Source organism: Citrobacter sp. LJND-P06 (assembly GCF_058188415.1).
The window spans coordinates 3,051,827-3,070,671 of the sequence record NZ_CP187317.1; the positions used below are offsets into that span (position 1 = coordinate 3,051,827).

At 54.5% G+C, this 18,845-nt stretch carries 14 protein-coding genes; 9 read left to right on the plus strand and 5 right to left on the minus strand.

The window, feature by feature from the left end:
* Nucleotides 1-157 precede the first annotated feature (157 nt).
* Together moeA and moeB are read left to right on the plus strand one after the other, a co-directional pair.
* Nucleotides 158-1,393 carry a molybdopterin molybdotransferase MoeA gene (gene moeA / locus ACO7SM_RS14600; RefSeq protein WP_490468139.1) on the plus strand — a complete coding sequence of 412 codons (1,236 nt, stop codon included), beginning with the start codon at nt 158-160 and terminating at the stop codon, nt 1,391-1,393.
* The gene (gene moeB / locus ACO7SM_RS14605; RefSeq protein ID WP_490468140.1) at nt 1,393-2,142 is read left to right on the plus strand and encodes a molybdopterin-synthase adenylyltransferase MoeB; all 750 of its coding nucleotides are present in this window, start codon (nt 1,393-1,395) and stop codon (nt 2,140-2,142) included. The genes moeA and moeB overlap by 1 nt, the downstream gene beginning before the upstream one ends.
* A 40-nt stretch (nt 2,143-2,182) precedes the next feature.
* Here the strand turns inward: moeB and fsa are convergent, their stop codons facing one another.
* Nucleotides 2,183-2,845, minus strand: a complete 663-nt coding sequence (gene fsa, locus ACO7SM_RS14610; protein ID WP_490468141.1) for a fructose-6-phosphate aldolase — start codon at nt 2,843-2,845, stop codon at nt 2,183-2,185.
* 134 nt (nt 2,846-2,979) lie between these two features.
* Between fsa and ACO7SM_RS14615 the strand changes: the two genes are divergently transcribed.
* The 4 genes from ACO7SM_RS14615 (at nt 2,980) to ACO7SM_RS14630 (ending at nt 8,896) form a co-directional block, all read left to right on the plus strand.
* Nucleotides 2,980-3,879 carry a glycyl-radical enzyme activating protein gene (locus ACO7SM_RS14615; protein WP_490468142.1) on the plus strand — a complete coding sequence of 300 codons (900 nt, stop codon included), beginning with the start codon at nt 2,980-2,982 and terminating at the stop codon, nt 3,877-3,879.
* Between the two features lie 5 nt (nt 3,880-3,884).
* On the plus strand, nt 3,885-6,317 hold the full coding sequence (locus ACO7SM_RS14620; protein WP_490468143.1) for a glycyl radical protein: 2,433 nt from the start codon (nt 3,885-3,887) through the stop codon (nt 6,315-6,317).
* Between the two features lie 236 nt (nt 6,318-6,553).
* Nucleotides 6,554-7,369 (plus strand): Cof-type HAD-IIB family hydrolase, encoded by an 816-nt coding sequence (locus tag ACO7SM_RS14625; protein WP_490468144.1) that lies wholly within the window; start codon nt 6,554-6,556, stop codon nt 7,367-7,369.
* A 264-nt stretch (nt 7,370-7,633) separates the two neighbouring features.
* Nucleotides 7,634-8,896 (plus strand): DUF1479 domain-containing protein, encoded by a 1,263-nt coding sequence (locus ACO7SM_RS14630; RefSeq protein WP_490468145.1) that lies wholly within the window; start codon nt 7,634-7,636, stop codon nt 8,894-8,896.
* Here ACO7SM_RS14630 and ACO7SM_RS14635 read toward each other — a convergent pair.
* Nucleotides 8,893-9,966, minus strand: a complete 1,074-nt coding sequence (locus ACO7SM_RS14635; RefSeq protein WP_490468146.1) for a LacI family DNA-binding transcriptional regulator — start codon at nt 9,964-9,966, stop codon at nt 8,893-8,895. The genes ACO7SM_RS14630 and ACO7SM_RS14635 overlap by 4 nt on opposite strands.
* Before the next feature lie 290 nt (nt 9,967-10,256).
* Between ACO7SM_RS14635 and ACO7SM_RS14640 the strand changes: the two genes are divergently transcribed.
* Together ACO7SM_RS14640 and ACO7SM_RS14645 are read left to right on the plus strand one after the other, a co-directional pair.
* Nucleotides 10,257-11,558: an MFS transporter gene (locus ACO7SM_RS14640; RefSeq protein ID WP_490468147.1), complete on the plus strand. Its 1,302-nt coding sequence runs from the start codon at nt 10,257-10,259 to the stop codon at nt 11,556-11,558.
* Between the two features lie 17 nt (nt 11,559-11,575).
* Complete coding sequence (locus ACO7SM_RS14645; RefSeq protein ID WP_490468148.1) at nt 11,576-13,939, plus strand: glycoside hydrolase family 31 protein; 2,364 nt, start codon at nt 11,576-11,578, stop codon at nt 13,937-13,939.
* A 346-nt stretch (nt 13,940-14,285) separates the two neighbouring features.
* On the opposite strand, the gene ACO7SM_RS14650 is transcribed toward ACO7SM_RS14645, so the two are convergent.
* A complete protein-coding gene (locus tag ACO7SM_RS14650; RefSeq protein ID WP_192611677.1) occupies nt 14,286-15,881 on the minus strand; it encodes an ABC-F family ATPase in 1,596 nt (531 codons plus the stop codon).
* 234 nt (nt 15,882-16,115) lie between these two features.
* Here ACO7SM_RS14650 and ldtB point away from each other — a divergent pair, with 234 nt between their 5' ends.
* Complete coding sequence (gene ldtB, locus ACO7SM_RS14655; RefSeq protein WP_276292309.1) at nt 16,116-17,036, plus strand: L,D-transpeptidase; 921 nt, start codon at nt 16,116-16,118, stop codon at nt 17,034-17,036.
* Nucleotides 17,037-17,131: 95 nt separating this feature from the next.
* Here ldtB and ACO7SM_RS14660 read toward each other — a convergent pair whose 3' ends face one another.
* Together ACO7SM_RS14660 and mntR are read right to left on the minus strand one after the other, a co-directional pair.
* Nucleotides 17,132-18,235 carry an anion transporter gene (locus ACO7SM_RS14660; protein ID WP_490468149.1) on the minus strand — a complete coding sequence of 368 codons (1,104 nt, stop codon included), beginning with the start codon at nt 18,233-18,235 and terminating at the stop codon, nt 17,132-17,134.
* Nucleotides 18,232-18,705, minus strand: coding sequence for a manganese-binding transcriptional regulator MntR (gene mntR, locus ACO7SM_RS14665; protein ID WP_490468150.1), 474 nt, complete (start codon nt 18,703-18,705; stop codon nt 18,232-18,234). The genes ACO7SM_RS14660 and mntR overlap by 4 nt, the downstream gene beginning before the upstream one ends.
* Between the last annotated feature and the right edge of the window lie 140 nt (nt 18,706-18,845).

Here is an 18,845-nt window from a genome sequence, read left to right on the forward strand (position 1 = left end):
TGCTATAAATATCAGAATTATTGTGAATTCTTCATTCAATTTTTGAATATAGAAAGATGCAAGCGGCATGTAAAGGTTAAGCCCGAGGTGGCATACAGTCTGCTGGCATTTTCTGACATAATAGCCGGATTCGAATTTGCCCCGCAGGAGTATTTCCATGGAATTTACCGCCGGATTAATGCCGCTTGAATCGGCACTCACGCAAATGTTATCGCGCATTACCCCTCTTACCGCCGTCGAAACGCTACCGCTGGTTCAGTGTTTTGGTCGCATTTTGGCAAACGACGTTGTCTCTCCCCTCGATGTACCTGGGTTTGATAACGCTGCGATGGACGGCTATGCGGTTCGCTTAGGCGATCTGGCCTCCGGTAAACCGCTTCCTGTGGCCGGTAAAGCCTTTGCCGGACAGCCTTTTCAGGGTGAATGGCCAGCAGATACCTGTATCCGTATTATGACTGGCGCCCCCGTCCCGGCAGGCTGCGAAGCGGTGGTAATGCAGGAACAAACAGAACAAACAGACGAAGGCGTACGCTTTACGGCGGAAGTTCGCGGCGGGCAAAACATTCGCCATCGCGGAGAAGACATTACCGCTGACGCCACGGTGTTTGCGGCGGGAACGCGCCTGACCACCGCAGAACTGCCGGTACTGGCTTCGCTGGGCATCGCGGACGTTCCGGTAGTACGTAAAGTGCGCGTGGCGCTGTTCTCGACTGGCGATGAATTGCAACTGCCGGGTCAGCCTCTGGGCGACGGGCAAATTTATGACACCAACCGTTTAACGGTGCATCTGATGCTGGAGCAGCTCGGTTGCGACGTTATCAACTTAGGCATTATCCGCGACGACCCGCAGGCATTGCGCGCTGCATTTGTAGAAGCGGACAGCCAGGCGGATGTGGTGATTAGCTCCGGCGGCGTCTCCGTTGGCGAAGCGGACTACACCAAAACGATTCTGGAAGAGCTGGGCGAAATTACGTTCTGGAAACTGGCCATTAAGCCCGGTAAACCTTTCGCCTTTGGCAAACTCAACAATAGCTGGTTCTGCGGTCTGCCGGGCAACCCGGTCTCCGCCGCGCTGACGTTTTATCAACTCGTTCAGCCACTGCTGGCCAAACTCAGCGGCAATACCGCCTGTGGACTGCCCGCACGCCAGCGGGTGCGCACCGCCTCTCGTCTGAAGAAAACGCCGGGGCGTCTCGATTTTCAGCGCGGCGTGCTACAGCGCACCGCCGACGGCGAACTGGAAGTCACCACGACCGGACATCAGGGTTCACATATTTTCAGCTCCTTTAGCCAGGGGAACTGCTTTATTGTGCTGGAGCGCGATCGCGGCAATGTTGAAGCGGGCGAATGGGTGGAAGTCGAGCCGTTTAACGCGCTGTTCGGAGGTCTGTAATGGCTGAGCTCAGCGACCAGGAGATGATGCGCTATAACCGGCAAATCATTCTGCGTGGCTTCGATTTTGACGGGCAAGAAGCCTTAAAAGCGGCGCGCGTGCTGGTGGTCGGGCTGGGTGGACTGGGATGTGCGGCCTCGCAATATCTGGCAAGCGCGGGAATCGGCAATCTGACGCTGCTCGATTTTGATACGGTGTCGGTCTCCAATTTGCAGCGTCAGACGCTGCACAGTGACGCGACGGTTGGGCAAGCCAAAGTCGAATCCGCCCGTGACGCGCTGATGCGTATTAATCCGCATATTATTATCGCCCCGATTAACGCCCTGCTGGAAGATGCAGCCCTCCATGCGCTGATCGCTGAGCATGACTTGGTGCTGGACTGTACCGATAACGTCACGGTGCGTAACCAGCTCAACGCGGGTTGTTTCGCCGCAAAAGTGCCGCTGGTTTCCGGCGCGGCTATCCGCATGGAAGGCCAGATTACCGTCTTCACCTGGCAAGACGGTGAGCCTTGCTATCGCTGTCTGAGTCGTTTGTTCGGCGAGAACGCGCTGACCTGCGTGGAAGCGGGCGTTATGGCGCCACTGATTGGCGTGATTGGCTCATTGCAGGCCATGGAGGCAATTAAAGTGCTGGCGCAGTACGGCAAACCCGCCTCCGGCAAAATCGTCATGTATGACGCAATGACCTGCCAGTTCCGCGAGATGAAGTTAATGCGCAATCCGGACTGTGAGGTCTGCGGGAAGTAAACAAGACCGGGTGAGCATGGCGCCCACCCGGGATCAAAACTTACAGAGACGTCCGCCCAAAGGCGCCCTGCCAGTCGTGCTCAAATTTCTTCACGGCGGCGTCCACCGCCGGCGAGCTGATCAGTTGCTGGGCGACATCCAGTGGCAGCGTAATAGACTCACACCCTACCAGCAGGCAATCCAGCGCCTGACGCGGCGTTTTGAAGCTGGCCGCCAGGACTTTAGCGTGCGGCGCATGCATGTGCAGTAGTTGCTGAAGTTCATTAACCGTCTGAATACCGTCACCGCCCTGCGCATCGAGACGATTCACGTATGGCGCAACATAATCCGCCCCAGCCAGCGCCGCCAGCAACCCTTGCGCAGCGCTGTAAACTGCCGTACCCAGCGTTGGGATACCTTCAGATTTCAGCAATTTAATGGCAGCCAGACCTTCTGAGGTGACCGGGATCTTCACTACGATGTCAGGAATAATCGCCTGCAACAGGCGCGCATCGCTGACCATGCCTTCTGCGGTGGTTGCCATCACCTGGGCAAACAAACGTCCTTTCCCCCCCATCGCTTCATACAACTCGGGCAATAACACGTCCAGCGGCGTTTTACCTGCGGCCACAATGCTGGGATTGGTGGTGACACCCGCCAGCGGAAAAACGCGCGCCAGGGCTTTCACGGCATCGACATCAGAAGTGTCCAGATAGAGTTCCATAATCATTCCTCAAACTGTGAGATTTAGCATGGATTAACGATACCACGGCAAAACCTCTCTGTTAGTTGACTTGCGTCAATATAACTTTCATTCGAAAGTAATTTAATCTTTATACGAAACAAGAGGGCCGATTTATGATTTTCAACATTCAGCGCTATTCCACACACGATGGCCCAGGTATACGAACCGTGGTGTTCCTCAAAGGCTGCTCCCTGAGCTGCCGCTGGTGCCAGAACCCGGAGAGCCGCGCGCGTACACAGGATCTTTTATACGATGCGCGTTTGTGCCTGGAAGGGTGCAACCTCTGCGCTCAGGCAGCACCCGGTGTGTGCGAACGTACGCTGAATGGCCTGCTTATCCACCGTGAGAAACTGACCGACGCCCACATGAATGCGCTCACCGACTGCTGCCCGACACAAGCGTTAACCGTGTGCGGCGAGATGAAAAGCGTGGAAGAGATCATGGCCACCGTGTTGCGCGATAAACCCTTTTACGATCGCAGCGGCGGCGGAATTACCCTCTCCGGCGGCGAACCGTTTATGCAGCCAGAACTGGCGGCCGCGCTCTTCAAAGCCAGCCATGACGCGGGCATTCATACTGCCGTTGAAACCTGTCTGCATGTGCCATGGAAATACATTGCGCCCTCATTAGCGAATATCGACCTGTTTCTGGCAGATCTGAAGCATGTTGCCGACGCCCCGTTCAAACAATGGACCGATGGCAACGCCGCCCGGGTGCTGGAAAATCTGAAAAAAGTGGCCGCCGCAGGGAAAAAAATCATTATTCGCGTGCCGTTGATTCAGGGCTTTAATGCCGATGAAGAGGCGATAAAAGCCATTACCGATTTTGCCGCCGACGAACTGCACGTCGGTGAGATCCATTTTCTGCCCTACCACACGCTGGGCATCAACAAATACCACTTACTCAGTCAACCCTACAACGCCCCAGACAAACCGCTTGATGCGCCTGCGCTGCTAGACTTTGCGCAACAGTACGCCAGCACGAAAGGTTTGACCGCGACTTTACGAGGATAATTCCCATGACCACACTGAAACTGGATACACTCAGCGACCGCATCAAGGCACACAAAACCGCGCTTATTCATATTGTAAAACCGCCGGTATGTACCGAACGCGCCCAGCACTACACCGAGATGTATCAGCAGCATTTGAATAAACCTATCCCGGTTCGTCGTGCTCTGGCGCTGGCGCATCATCTGGAAAAGCGGACTATCTGGATCAAACACGACGAACTGATCATCGGCAACCAGGCCAGTGAAGTCCGTGCTGCGCCTATCTTCCCGGAATACACCGTCTCGTGGATTGAAAAAGAGATCGATGACCTCGCCGATCGTCCAGGCGCCGGTTTTGCGGTCAGCGAAGAGAACAAACGCGTGCTGCATGAAGTCTGCCCATGGTGGCGCGGACAGACCGTTCAGGATCGCTGCTACGGCATGTTTACCGATGAGCAAAAAGGTCTGCTGGAAACGGGGATCATCAAGGCCGAAGGCAACATGACCTCCGGTGATGCGCATCTGGCGGTCAACTTCCCACTGGTGCTGGAAAAAGGGCTCGACGGTCTGCGTCATAAAGTCGACGAACGTCGTTCCCGCATTAATCTCACCTGCCTGGAAGATCTGCACGGCGATCAGTTCCTCAAAGCAATTGATATCGTCCTCGACGCGGTGAGTCTGCACATCGAGCGTTTTGCCGACCTGGCACGCGAAATGGCGGCTACCGAAACGCGCGAAAGCCGCCGCGATGAACTGCTGGCCATGGCGGAAAACTGTGATGTTATCGCTCACGAACCGCCAAAAACCTTCTGGCAGGCACTGCAACTGTGCTACTTCATCCAGCTTATTCTACAAATTGAGTCTAACGGCCACTCCGTCTCGTTCGGTCGTATGGACCAGTACCTCTATCCGTACTACCGTCGCGACGTCGAGCTGAACCAGACGCTGGATCGCGAGCACGCCATTGAGCTGCTGCATAGCTGCTGGCTGAAACTGCTGGAAGTGAACAAAATCCGCTCCGGCTCCCACTCCAAAGCGTCTGCCGGTAGCCCGCTGTATCAGAACGTCACCATTGGCGGTCAGAATCTGGTTAACGACCAGCCGATGGATGCGGTTAACCCGCTCTCTTATGCCATTCTGGAATCCTGTGGTCGCCTGCGTTCAACGCAGCCAAACCTCAGCGTGCGCTACCACGCCGGGATGAGCAATGACTTCCTCGACGCCTGCGTACAGGTGATTCGCTGTGGTTTTGGGATGCCGGCATTTAACAACGACGAAATCGTTATTCCGGAATTTATTAAACTCGGCATCGACCCGCAGGACGCCTACGACTACGCGGCTATTGGCTGCATCGAAACCGCCGTTGGCGGCAAGTGGGGTTACCGCTGCACCGGGATGAGCTTTATTAACTTTGCGCGCGTGATGCTGGCAGCGCTGGAAGGCGGTCGTGACGCCACCAGCGGGAAAGTCTTCCTGCCACAGGAAAAGGCGCTCTCTGCCGGTAACTTCAACAATTTCGACGAAGTGATGGAGGCCTGGGATACCCAGATCCGCTACTACACCCGTAAATCGATCGAAATTGAGTATGTGGTCGATACCATGCTGGAAGAGAACGTACATGACATTCTCTGTTCAGCACTGGTCGATGACTGCATCGAGCGGGCGAAAAGCATCAAGCAAGGCGGTGCGAAGTATGACTGGGTTTCCGGTCTGCAGGTGGGTATCGCCAACCTCGGTAACAGCCTGGCCGCAGTGAAAAAACTGGTCTTTGACCAGGGGGCGATTGGTCAACAGCAACTGGCGGCTGCACTGGCTGACGATTTCGAAGGGCTGACCCACGAACAGTTGCGCCAGCGTCTGATCAACGGCGCGCCGAAGTACGGTAACGATGATGATAGCGTCGATACCCTGCTGGCCCGCGCTTACCAGACCTATATCGACGAACTGAAACAGTACCATAACCCGCGTTACGGTCGTGGCCCGACGGGTGGCAACTACTACGCCGGTACGTCCTCTATCTCTGCCAACGTGCCTTTTGGCGCCGCGACAATGGCAACGCCGGATGGTCGCAAAGCCCACACGCCGCTGGCGGAAGGTGCAAGCCCCTCTTCCGGGACTGACCACCTCGGCCCTACGGCGGTGATTGGCTCCGTCGGTAAACTGCCGACCGGCTCCATTCTCGGCGGTGTGCTGCTCAACCAGAAGTTGAATCCGGCCACCCTGGAAAATGAGTCCGACAAGCAGAAGCTGATGATCCTGCTGCGCACCTTCTTTGAAGAGCACAAAGGCTGGCATATTCAGTACAACATCGTTTCGCGTGAAACCTTGCTGGAAGCGAAAAAGCACCCAGACCAGTATCGCGACCTGGTCGTGCGTGTGGCAGGCTATTCCGCCTTCTTCACCGCGCTCTCCCCGGACGCCCAGGACGACATCATCGCCCGTACCGAACATATGCTTTAACCCTCACGCCCGGTGGCGGCTGCGCTTACCGGGCCTACAAGCCTCTCTCCGTAGGCCGGAAAGGCGTTCACGCCGACATCCGGCAGCCTCTCCTCACGATTGCCGGATGGCGCTGACGCGGATCCGGCCTACAGCGTCTGTACCCTCTCTCACTTTCATTCGAAATTAAATTTGTGCTTCAGGTCACATTGTTATTAGAATGTTGCTAGTCGCAGTAATATTCTGGAGAGCAATGTATGACCGTAAAAGTTATCGTCACCGATATGGACGGGACTTTTCTCGACGACGCCAAGCAGTACGATCGTGCGCGTTTTATGGCGCAGTATCAAGAACTGAAAAAACGCGATATTGAATTTGTCGTCGCCAGCGGCAATCAGTATTACCAACTCATCTCCTTCTTCCCCGAACTCAAAGATGAAATCTCTTTTGTCGCCGAAAACGGTGCGCTGGTTTTTGAGCATGGCGAGCAAATTTTCCACGGCGAACTGACCCGTCACGAATCGCAAATCGTGATTGGCGAATTATTAAAAGATAAACAGCTCAATTTCGTCGCCTGTGGTTTGCAAAGCGCGTACATCAGCGAAAACGCCCCCGACACCTTTGTGGCGCTGATGTCAAAACACTATCACCGCCTGAAACCGGTGAAGGATTACCACGACATCGACGACGTGCTGTTTAAATTCTCACTGAATTTACCGGATAATCAGATCCCCATAATGATAGACACGCTGCATACCGCGTTGAATGGCATTATGAAACCGGTCACCAGCGGATTCGGCTTTATTGACCTGATAATTCCGGGTCTGCATAAAGCCAACGGCATTAGCCGCCTGTTAAAACGCTGGAATTTGTCGCCGCAAAATGTGGTCGCCATCGGCGACAGCGGCAATGACGCGGAAATGCTGAAACTGGCGCGCTACTCGTTCGCCATGAAGAATGCCGCAGACAGCATCAAAACCCTCTCTCGCTATTCAACTGACGACAATAATCACCAGGGCGCGTTGAACGTTATTCAGGCCGTACTGGATAAAACCGCCCCCTTCAATGAATGAATCAGCAATCTGGAGCGTGGTGATTTAATGCCAGTTGGTTAAGGAATTGGGAGAACCTTTTATTTTGGTGAGGGCGACGTTCACCAGAGTAAAAGGTTCTCCCGGACGCCCTCGCCCCCCCGGCGCATTGCACTCGCGTTTTTCTTCCCCTCTCTGCATTCTTTTCACACTGTCGAAAATTTCAACTTGCATTAACTTATTTTTAACTTAAAGTATCACTTGTAAGTTATGTTTCTTTCGAATGAAAGTTTATGTGAGGTGTTTATGGCTCTTACCTTTACCAGCGATACGTTACCCGCCGACCACAAATCCGCTATCCGGCAGATGAAGAAAGCGCTGCGAGCACAAATCGGTGATGTTCAGCAGGTTTTTGACAAACTCAGTGATGTGATTACAGCCCGCGTGGCGGACATTAATGCGCGTAAAGCACGCGGCGAAACTGTCTGGCCTGAACTCACTTACGCTGACATAAAAGCAGGCCGCATCACAGGCGCCCAGCGAGAAGAGATTAAACAACACGGCTGCGTGGTCATTAAGCAACATTTCCCACGCGAGCAGGCGCTGGACTGGGATCAGTCGATGCTCGACTACCTGGACAGCAACCAGTTTGACGAGGTGTATAAAGGCCCTGGCGATAACTTTTTCGGAACACTGTCCGCCTCCCGCCCGGAAATTTATCCGATCTACTGGTCACAGGCGCAAATGCAGGCGCGTCAAAGCGAGGAGATGGCTAACGCCCAGTCATTCCTTAACCGTTTGTGGACTTTTGAAAGCGACGGCAAGCAGTGGTTTAACCCGGATGTGAGCGTGATTTACCCGGATCGTATTCGCCGCCGCCCGCCGGGAACAACCTCAAAAGGCCTTGGCGCACATACCGACTCTGGCGCGCTGGAACGCTGGCTGCTCCCGGCGTATCAACAGGTCTTCGCGCAGGTGTTTGACGGCAATATCGAGCAGTACGATCCGTGGAACGCTGCGCACCGTACCGACGTGGAAGAGTACACCGTGGAGAACACCACCAAATGTTCGGTGTTTCGTACTTTCCAGGGCTGGACAGCGCTTTCCGATATGTTGCCCGGTCAAGGATTGCTGCACGTGGTGCCGATCCCGGAAGCGATGGCGTACGTCCTGCTACGTCCCCTGCTGGATGATGTGCCGGAAGATGAACTGTGCGGCGTCGCGCCAGGCAGAGTATTGCCCATTTCCGAACAATGGCACCCGTTGTTAATTGACGCGTTAACCAGCATTCCACAACTGGAAGCCGGTGACTCCGTCTGGTGGCATTGCGACGTCATTCACTCCGTGGCGCCCGTTGAAAACCAGCAAGGCTGGGGTAACGTGATGTACATCCCTGCCGCGCCGTTGTGCGAAAAGAATCTGGCTTATGCGCACAAAGTCAGAGCCGCACTGGAGAAAGGCGCCTCACCAGGCGACTTCCCCCGTGAGGATTATGAAACCCACTGGGAAGGACGCTTTACGCTCAATGATTTGAATATTCACGGTAAACGCGCGCTGGGTATGGCTTAATCGTCATACAGCCCTTCTCTCTCGACGGCGGTGCGTCGTTTTCCCTGACGTATCCGCCGGACAGATTCACGGATTGCCAGCGAACCATTGAGCAACAGCGTACCGACTGGCGCATCGGGGCGCATCAGCCGCTGCTGAAGCATTTGTACGGCCTCTATTGCCAACGCATCGCGCGGGACATGAACGGCGGTTAAGAGAACATCCTGAATTGCCGCCAGATTAAAGCCGTCGATACTCATGACCGAAACATCCTGCGGCACACGCAACCCCTGCTTTTGCAGTGCGCTGATCGTCCCTGCGGCCATAAAATCGCCGCCCACCAGAAACGCAGTCGGCAGCGCTTTGGCTGGCGTGTGTTTCAACCATTCGCTCACCTGTAGCTCTGTTTCTTTCGCGCTGAAACTGGGCACCACCAGCAAATCGCGTTGATCATTGAACCTCAGATTATGCGACTGCCAGGCATCGCGAACGCCCGCCAGCCGAAGTTCCATCGTATAACGGCGAAGACAGAACACGTTCATGATGTCCCGGTGGCCCATCTCAAACAGATAATCAGCCGCCAGCTCACCAATCGCGCGATGGTCGGGCGCAACCGCCGGCAAACGCATCCGTCGGTCACGACAGTTGATCAACATACAGGGTTTCCCGACATCCACCACCAGATCATGAATATGCGGATCATCAATACCCAGCAACATCACCGCCTGCGTTTCCGGCTCATTAATACGCGCCAGAAAAAGCTGGGCATCGCTGTCCAGCTCTTCCAGCGCGCAATAGCGTAGCCTGACCTCATGGGAAGCCAGCCCTTTACTTAAACTTTGGAGCACCCGGTAGTAAAAGATGTCCGACCGCTCATCAAACGCCCGCTGCGGCGCAAACACCAACAGGTTATTGAGCAGCAGACGCCCCGCCGCCATCCCGTCCATCACCCCCAGTTCCCGCGCACAGGCCAGCACCTTACTGCGTGCTTTTTCACTGGTGTTGGCCTTCCCCGCGAGCACCCGGGAAACGGTGCTGATGGAGAGCTGCGTGCGGGCAGCAATTTCGGCGATTTTGAGCCTTTTATCCATTTTGTGATCTCGCTCCATCAGGCATATGAAAAAATTTTCATAATCCTGAGATTAAGCTGTAACGGGTGTCCGGCGCATCATGACAAATAAAAGACAATCGTTATGAGAAAGCTTGCACAAAATCCGCTATTACCCACCTCTTTTCTCCCTTAAGGTGAATTTGTCACACCACTTCCATACTAGTTATATGTCAGCTTTAGACCATAAAACAGATACATATCAAACTGATACAAATCTGTATGACAACTAGGATGAATTTTCCCTCTATCGTCCGTCTTGTGGAGAAAGAAATGAGTCAGGACATTAACAACACAGTTACGGCAAGCAAAACCCGCCGTGTCATGAAAAACTTGCGCTGGTACATGCTGGTGCTGTTTTTAATTGGCGTCACGGTTAACTACATCACGCGAAACTCGTTAGGTATTTTGGCCCCGGAGCTCAAAGACAGTCTGGGTATTACCACCGAACAATATTCCTGGATAGTCGGCGCTTTCCAGCTCGCTTACACCCTTTTCCAACCCCTGTGCGGTTGGCTGATTGATGTGATCGGTCTGAAGCTCGGCTTTATGATTTGCGCCTGTTTGTGGGCCATTGCCTGTATCGCTCACGCTGGCGCCGGAAACTGGCTGCATCTGGCGATTCTGCGCTTCTTTATGGGCGGCGCAGAAGCCGCAGCAACCCCGGCCAACGCCAAAACAATTGGCGAATGGTTTCCGAAAACCGAGCGCCCGATTGCCGCAGGCTGGGCGGGTGTCGGCTTCTCAATTGGTGCGATGTTAGCGCCGCCGATTATTTACTTTGCCCACGCCTCTTTTGGCTGGCAGGGTGCATTTATGTTCACCGGTGTACTGGCGCTGCTGTGGGTGATTCTGTGGTGGGTGTTCTACCATAACCCGGAACAGCACCCGAATCTCGGCAAAGACGAGCTGGCCTGGATCAAACAGGACAACGAGCCCGCGCCCGTAAAACAGCCTTTCTTCGCCGCGCTGAAAGGCGTCGCTAAAAACAAACGTTTTTATGGTATCGCCATCCCGGCATTTATGGCGGAACCGGCATGGGCAGTGTTCAGTTTCTGGATGCCGCTCTACTTCGCCAAAGAATACAATATGGATCTCAAGCAGATCGCCTTATTTGCCTGGCTGCCGTTTCTCGCCGCCGATCTCGGCAGCGTGGCAAGCGGCTATCTGACCAAACTCTATACCCGCCTGTTCGGCTACTCACGCGTTAACTCAACCATCGCCAGTTCCGTCACCGGCGCATTTATGATGATTTCGCTCGCCGCGGTGGCGATCACCCGCGATCCGATTGTTGCCGTGATCCTGATGTCCATCGGCGGCTTCGGGCATCAAATTATCTCCTGCATGCTGAGCGCGCTGGTCGTGGAGTCATTCGATAAAGGTCAGATGGCGACCGTCAACGGCATGCGCGGTTCGGCGGCGTGGATAGCCAGTTTCCTGTTCTCCCTTTTGATTGGTGTTACCGCTGACAAAATCGGCTTTAACCCCCTCTTCATCGCCATGGGTTTCTTCGACCTGATTGGCGCTGTTTTCCTGGTGGCATTTATTGCTGAACGTCGCGCAAAGCGCGCTTGATAGTGGATGTATTGCATATGAAAACCCTGAAGAACTGGACTGTTGAGAAGCAATCAGCGCATCATCTGGAACTGCTGGTGGATAACCAGCACCGCGTATGCCTGTATGTGCTGGAAGAGAATCTGTTCCGCGTACTGATTAAGCGTAAAGGCGCGCTGGCGCTGGACAGAACCTGGAGCATCGCACCGAAGCAAGATGTGCCCTGGGAGGGGCGTCATCGCGATGACCTCAGCGGCTTTAGCTGCCCGGCGTGGAGCCTGGAGCAGCAGAACGAAACCGTGACGATCAGCACTGAAAAGCTGCGCGTCACCGTCCACCAGCCGCTGTGGCTGGAGTGGCATTATCGCGATGAGGCGGGTGACTGGCAGCCGCTGGCGAGCGATCGCAGCACCAGCGCCTATCTGCTGAACGCCCACGGCGACGGCGTGGCGCACTATCTGAGCCGCCAAAAAGATGAACGCTTTTACGGGCTGGGCGAGAAAGCCGGTAATTTGCAGCGCAACGGTAAACGCTATGAGATGCGCAATCTGGACGCGATGGGCTATAACGCCGTCAGCACCGATCCGCTGTACAAACATATTCCCTTCACCATCACCCGCCGCGACGATGTGAGCTACGGTCTGTTTTATGACAACCTGAGCAGTTGCTGGCTGGATCTGGGCAATGAAATTGATAACTACCACACCGCGTATCGCCGCTGGCAGGCAGAGGCCGGTGATATCGATTACTACATGTTTACCGGCAAACGGGTGCTGGACGTCACCAAAGCGTTTGTGCGTCTGACCGGAAAAACGCTGTTCGGGCCGAAATGGAGCCTCGGCTACAGCGGCTCGACCATGCACTACACCGACGCACCGGACGCGCAAAACCAGCTAATGAACTTTATTCGCCTGTGCGAAGAGCACGCAATTCCGTGCGATTCATTCCAGCTCTCTTCCGGCTACACCTCGATCAACGGCAAGCGCTACGTCTTCAACTGGAACTACGACAAAGTGCCGCAGCCGAAAGTGATGTCCCGCGCGTTCCATGATGCAGGGCTTAAACTGGCAGCCAACATCAAGCCGTGCTTGCTACAAGACCATCCGCGCTATAGCGAAGTGGCGGAAAAAGGCCTGTTCATTCGCGATTCAGAAACGAATGCGCCGGAACGCTCCAGTTTCTGGGACGATGAAGGGTCTAATCTCGATTTTACCAACCCGCAAACAATTCAATGGTGGCAGGATGGCGTGACCACTCAACTGCTGGAGATGGGCATCGACTCGACCTGGAACGACAACAACGAGTTTGAAGTGTGGGACGGCGAAGCCCGCTGTCACGGTTTTGGCCAGGAGATCGCCATTAAGCACATTCGCCCGGTGATGCCGCTGCTGATGATGCGCGCCTCACTGGAAGCCCAGCAGCGTTTTGCGCCAGAAAAACGGCCGTATCTTATCTCGCGCTCGGGCTGCGCCGGGATGCAGCGCTACGTCCAGACCTGGAGTGGCGACAATCGCACCCACTGGGACACGCTGCGCTACAACACAAGAATGGGGCTGGGGATGAGCCTTTCCGGTCTGTTTAACGTCGGTCACGACGTGGGCGGTTTCTCCGGCGACAAACCGGACGCCGAGCTGTTCGTGCGCTGGGTACAGAATGGCGTGATGCACCCACGCTTTACTATTCACTCGTGGAATGACGATCATACGGTCAATGAACCGTGGATGTATCCCGGTGTGACGCCCGCCATTCGCAGTGCGATTGAGCTGCGTTATCGCTTACTGCCCTATTTTTATACCCTGCTCTGGCAGGCTCATGCCGACGATGAGCCGATGCTGCGCCCGACATTCCTCGACCATGAGCATGATGCGCAAACCTTCGAAGAGTGCGACGATTTCCTGCTGGGCCGCGATATTTTAGTGGCAAGCGTGGTTGAAGAAGGTCAACGCCAGCGCCGCGTCTGGTTACCGGATAACGAAACCGGCTGGTACGATTTTTACACGCACGAATGGTTCTCTGGTGGTCAGTGGATTACCCGCGATGCCCCGCTGGAAAAACTGCCGCTGCTGGTACGGGCAGGCGCCGGTTTACCGCTGAGCGAACGCATCACCCACGTCAGCGCAGAGAAAGACGATACGCGCGAGCTGAAACTCTTCCCCGTTAAGGGCACGGGCACGACGCACGGTATGCTGTTTGAAGATGATGGCGAGAGCTGGAATTATCAGCACGGCGATGCGCTGTGGCTTACGTGGGAGATGGCGTGTACAGGTTCGACTATCAACCTGAACGTGACAACGCGCGGCGATTATCGTCCGGCGTGGAAAGCGTTGAAAGTGTCGTTACCGGCGGGTGAGCAGCGCACGCTGCTGATTAACGGTGAAGAACGCAGTGACTGGGTGATGTAGTGCCTGTTTGCCGGGTGGAGGCTTCGCCTGACCCGGCCTACATAACAGGAATATTTCCCTAAACCTGTTTGCCGGGAGGCGGCTTCACCTGACCCGGCCTACATAACAGGAATATTTCCCTAAACCTGTTTGCCGGGTGGCGGCTTTGTCTTACCCGGCCTACGTGATCGATGTTTTTTGTAGGCCGGGTAAGCGTTAGCGCCACCCGGCAAACAGGAGTATTTCCCTAAGTATTTCGCGCTACAGCAAGGCGGCAAACCTGCAAATCCCCGGGAGCTTACAAAAGTAAGTGACCGGGGTGCGCAGGAGCAGCCAACGCAGCTGTAGCGTGAAAGACGACGGGAAATTAGCCGTCGATGCCTCTGCTACGCAGATAATCTTCGTAATTACCGGTGAAGTCGACAACGCGTTCCGGCGTAATTTCGATAACGCGGGTTGCCAGCGAGCTCACGAATTCGCGGTCATGAGAAACGAAGATCAGCGTGCCCTGGTACATCTCCAGCGCCATGTTCAGCGATTCGATAGATTCCATATCCAGGTGGTTGGTTGGTTCATCCATCACCAGAATATTTGGTTTCTGCATCATCAACTTACCGAACAACATGCGCCCTTTTTCACCACCGGACAGCACTTTGGCAGGCTTCTTGATATCGTCCTGGCTGAACAGCAGACGACCAAGGAAGCTACGAACAACTTGCTCGTCATCGCCTTCCTGTTTCCACTGACTCATCCATTCGAAAACGGTCAGATCGTTTTCGAACTCATATTCGTGATCCTGCGCGTAGTAGCCAATTTGCGCATTCTCAGACCATTTAACGGTGCCATTATCCGGCGCAATGTCGCCGACCAGCGCTTTCAGCATGGTCGATTTACCCACGCCGTTCGCCCCCAGGATGGCAACCTTCTCGCCCACTTCCAGCAGCAAATTAAAGTTTTTAAACAGCGGGCCATTATCAAAACCTTTGGCCAGCGCTTCCACTTCCAGCGCGTTACGGAACAGTTTCTTGTCCTGTTCGAAACGGATGAACGGGTTCTGACGGCTGGAGGCTTTAACTTCGTCGAGCTTGATTTTATCAATCTGACGCGCACGTGACGTTGCCTGACGCGATTTCGAGGCGTTGGCGCTAAAGCGGCTGACGAAGGACTGCAGATCGGCAATCTGCGCCTTTTTCTTGGCGTTATCGGCCAGCAGACGTTCACGCGCCTGGGTTGCCGCTGTCATGTACTCGTCATAGTTACCAGGATAAACACGCAGCTCGCCGTAGTCGAGATCCGCCATGTGCGTACAGACCATGTTCAGGAAGTGACGGTCGTGCGAAATGATGATCATGGTGCTGTCACGGTCGTTCAGCGTCTGCTCCAGCCAACGAATGGTGTCGATGTCCAGGTTGTTGGTCGGTTCATCGAGCAGCAGAATGTCCGGGTTAGAAAAGAGCGCCTGCGCCAACAGCACACGCAGCTTCCAGCCGGGGGCGACTTCGCTCATCGGGCCGTAATGCTGTTCTACCGGAATGCCAACACCCAGCAGCAGTTCGCCAGCGCGGGATTCAGCAGAATAGCCGTCCATCTCGCCGTATTTCACTTCCAGATCGGCCACTTTATAGCCGTCTTCCTCGCTCATTTCCGGCAGCGCGTAGATGCGATCGCGTTCTTGTTTCACTTCCCACAGTTCAGCGTGGCCCATGATTACCGTATCCAGTACGGTGAACTCTTCGAACGCAAACTGATCCTGGCGCAGCTTACCGATACGCTCATTGGGATCGAGGGAGACGTTGCCCAGCGTCGGCTCAAGGTCGCCGCCGAGGATTTTCATAAAGGTGGATTTACCGCTACCGTTCGCGCCAATCAGGCCGTAACGGTTGCCGCCGCCAAATTTGACGGAAATATTTTCAAAAAGCGGCTTACTGCCGAACTGCATGGTGACGTTGCTGGAAACTAACACTGGCGTATCCTGAGAAAAATATGTGACAAACCGCATATTATGCCACAAGTCTTAAAAAAGATCGCGTATTGTCAGAAGTATGAACGCAGAACAAAAGGTCAGATCAAGGGAAAAAATGTGATTTCGTACACATCTGATTTCCCTGTGAACCCGAATGCACATATAATGCGCTCCCAACACTACAGAAATCTCAACCCAATAGCCTGCCTGGCAATGAATCTCGCATAAATGAATATGAATATGAAATTGACAACGTTTTTCGCGGCGGCACTCGCTGTTGTTGGCTTTTGCAGCACTGCTTCAGCCGTAACTTACCCACTACCGACAGACGGTAGCCGGGTGATTGGTCAAAACCAGGTCATCACTGTCCCGGAAGGCAATACCCAGCCGCTGGAGTATTTTGCCGCCCAATACCAGATGGGTCTTTCCAACATGCTGGAAGCGAACCCTGGTGTGGATACTTTCCTGCCGAAAGGCGGTACGGTGCTGAACATTCCGCAGCAGTTGATCCTGCCGGATACCGTGCATGAAGGTATTGTCATCAACAGTGCTGAAATGCGTCTGTACTATTACCCGAAAGGCACCAACACCGTTATCGTGCTGCCGATTGGTATTGGCCAGTTAGGTAAAGATACGCCGATCAACTGGACCACCAAAGTGGAACGTAAAAAAGCAGGCCCGACCTGGACGCCGACGGCTAAAATGCACGCCGAATACCGTGCTGCGGGTGAACCGCTGCCAGCGGTCGTGCCTGCCGGCCCGGATAACCCGATGGGTCTGTACGCCCTGTATATTGGCCGTCTGTATGCTATCCACGGGACTAACGCCAACTTTGGTGTTGGTTTGCGCGTGAGCCACGGTTGTGTGCGTCTGCGTAACGAAGACATCAAATTCCTGTTCCAGAATGTGCCGGTCGGTACGCGCGTTCAGTTTATTGATGAGCCAGTGAAAGCCACCACCGAGCCAGACGGCAGCCGCTATATTGAGGTGCATAACCCGCTGTCGACCACTGAAGCTCAGTTCGAAGGCGGCGAGATCGTGCCGATTACGCTGAACAAGAGCATTACGAGCATCACCGGTCAGCCTGACGTCGATCAGTCCGTCGTTGAACAGGCGGTACAGAACCGTTCTGGTATGCCGGTTCGTCTGAACTAATTCGCTGTAAACGCCGGATGGTGGCTAACGCCTCATCCGGCCTACAGGTTTCACCAGGCCCGATACGCATAGCGCCATCGGGTCTGGCACTTCGATCACATCAACAACCCATACCCTACCAACGCCGCCCACACCAACATCGGTAACGAATACAGATGGAAACGCCACCAGATGCGTCGGTCGTTTGCCATGCGTAATGCAATCAGATTTGCCAGCGAGCCCGGTAACAGACCAAAACCACCAACATTGACAGCCCATGCCAGTAACAGCGTAGGCGGTACATAGTTCAACAGTAAAATCGTCGTGGGCACGTTGCTGATAAATTGCGACAGTCCGATAGCCGTCAACCAAAGCCCCGGCCCGGAAAGCGTGCCGATATGACCTGACATCGCCTGCAACGCGGGAAGCTGGGTTAATAAATGCACGTCGATAAACATCGCCATAAACACCAGCAGCAACGTCCAGTCCACGCTGAGCACTACGCGGCGCGCCAGTACCAGAAACCCTGCCGCCACAATCGCCAGTCCCCACAGCTCCTGCTTCAGCTCCAGTGCAGTCAGAAAGACGATGTACAACCCAAGACAGCTCCACACCAGGCGCGGCTGCCAGTCTGGCGAGCGCGTCCCGGTATGGTATTGCAGCGCTTTCGCCGGAAAACAGAACCAGCACAGCACCAGTAAGGTCAGCATCATTGCGACAGCGAGCGGCAACATCTGCCAGGTAAAGGCGGTAAATGACAGGCCAGAACGTCCCCACAGCAGTATATTTTGCGGATTGCCAATCGGGGTGAGCAGCGAACCGGCATTCACCGCCAGCGCTTCAAAAATGATCAGCCGATTAACCGGAATCGCGCACAGCTTTTTGAGGGTAATGGTGAGAGGAACCACGATAAACAACGCCACATCGTTGGTCAGAAACGTCGACAACCCTGCGGCCGCCAGCACCATGAACATCGCCAGACGACGCTCTGTGGCAAACCGGCGGGTCATGCGGCGCCCCAGCACATCAAAGTAGCCGCTCAGCTCAACCCCTTTTGTCAGCAGCATTAAACCGCTGAGGGTAATAATGGTATGCCAGTCAATGGCGGTGAGCCAACGACGAGGCGCAAACGGAACACAAAAACTTAAGCCAATCCCGATAATCATCAACAACTGAAAAAAGCGATCGCGCCTGAGCGCACGCAAAAAGGGAAGACTCATTCAGATGCGGTTCCGTTCTTTTGCGTAAACAGTCGAAAAGCCTCCAGCGTTTCCTGACTCACGTGATGCTCCATTCCCTCTGCATCACGGCGCGCGATATCCGCACTCACCCCCAACACCAGCAGAAAATTTTCAACGATCTGATGCCGCTCACGGGTTTCTTGCGCCAGTTTCTCCCCTTCCGGGGTCAGGAACACCCCTCGCCAGGGGATCATTTCAATCAGCCCAACCGAGGCCAGCCGTTTGAGCATTTTCGCGACGGTGGGTTGCGAAACACCGAGTCGGGCCGCCATATCAACCTGACGCGCCTCCCCGACCTCATTGATTAAGTCGGAAATCAGCTCGACATAGTCATCAATCAGTTCACGACGGTGCGCTTCCCTGACCTGACGAAACCCCTCGACATGTTCCTCGACATTCACTAGTTGCGTCACTTTTTTTGTTGTTGGCATACCTGCGCGACGACTCATTCTGCTTCCCCATGACTGTGACGCGTTGACTGTATCAGATGTAAGAAAAGCCATTGTAAACCAGAGTTGTCCTGGCACAAAAAATTAACGTTTTAGCAATAGCTATATAATATAGCCTGTGCTATATCTGTATGTAATAC

Coding starts and splice junctions, on each gene's coding strand:
- ACO7SM_RS14625 (WP_490468144.1), top strand. CDS start 6,554: ATGACCGTAAAAGTTATCGTCACCGATATGGACGGGACTTTTCTCGAC.
- moeB (WP_490468140.1), top strand. CDS start 1,393: ATGGCTGAGCTCAGCGACCAGGAGATGATGCGCTATAACCGGCAAATC.
- ACO7SM_RS14635 (WP_490468146.1), bottom strand. CDS start 9,966: ATGGATAAAAGGCTCAAAATCGCCGAAATTGCTGCCCGCACGCAGCTC.
- ldtB (WP_276292309.1), top strand. CDS start 16,116: ATGAATATGAAATTGACAACGTTTTTCGCGGCGGCACTCGCTGTTGTT.
- ACO7SM_RS14645 (WP_490468148.1), top strand. CDS start 11,576: ATGAAAACCCTGAAGAACTGGACTGTTGAGAAGCAATCAGCGCATCAT.
- ACO7SM_RS14620 (WP_490468143.1), top strand. CDS start 3,885: ATGACCACACTGAAACTGGATACACTCAGCGACCGCATCAAGGCACAC.
- ACO7SM_RS14615 (WP_490468142.1), top strand. CDS start 2,980: ATGATTTTCAACATTCAGCGCTATTCCACACACGATGGCCCAGGTATA.
- ACO7SM_RS14660 (WP_490468149.1), bottom strand. CDS start 18,235: ATGAGTCTTCCCTTTTTGCGTGCGCTCAGGCGCGATCGCTTTTTTCAG.
- fsa (WP_490468141.1), bottom strand. CDS start 2,845: ATGGAACTCTATCTGGACACTTCTGATGTCGATGCCGTGAAAGCCCTG.
- ACO7SM_RS14630 (WP_490468145.1), top strand. CDS start 7,634: ATGGCTCTTACCTTTACCAGCGATACGTTACCCGCCGACCACAAATCC.
- moeA (WP_490468139.1), top strand. CDS start 158: ATGGAATTTACCGCCGGATTAATGCCGCTTGAATCGGCACTCACGCAA.
- mntR (WP_490468150.1), bottom strand. CDS start 18,705: ATGAGTCGTCGCGCAGGTATGCCAACAACAAAAAAAGTGACGCAACTA.
- ACO7SM_RS14640 (WP_490468147.1), top strand. CDS start 10,257: ATGAGTCAGGACATTAACAACACAGTTACGGCAAGCAAAACCCGCCGT.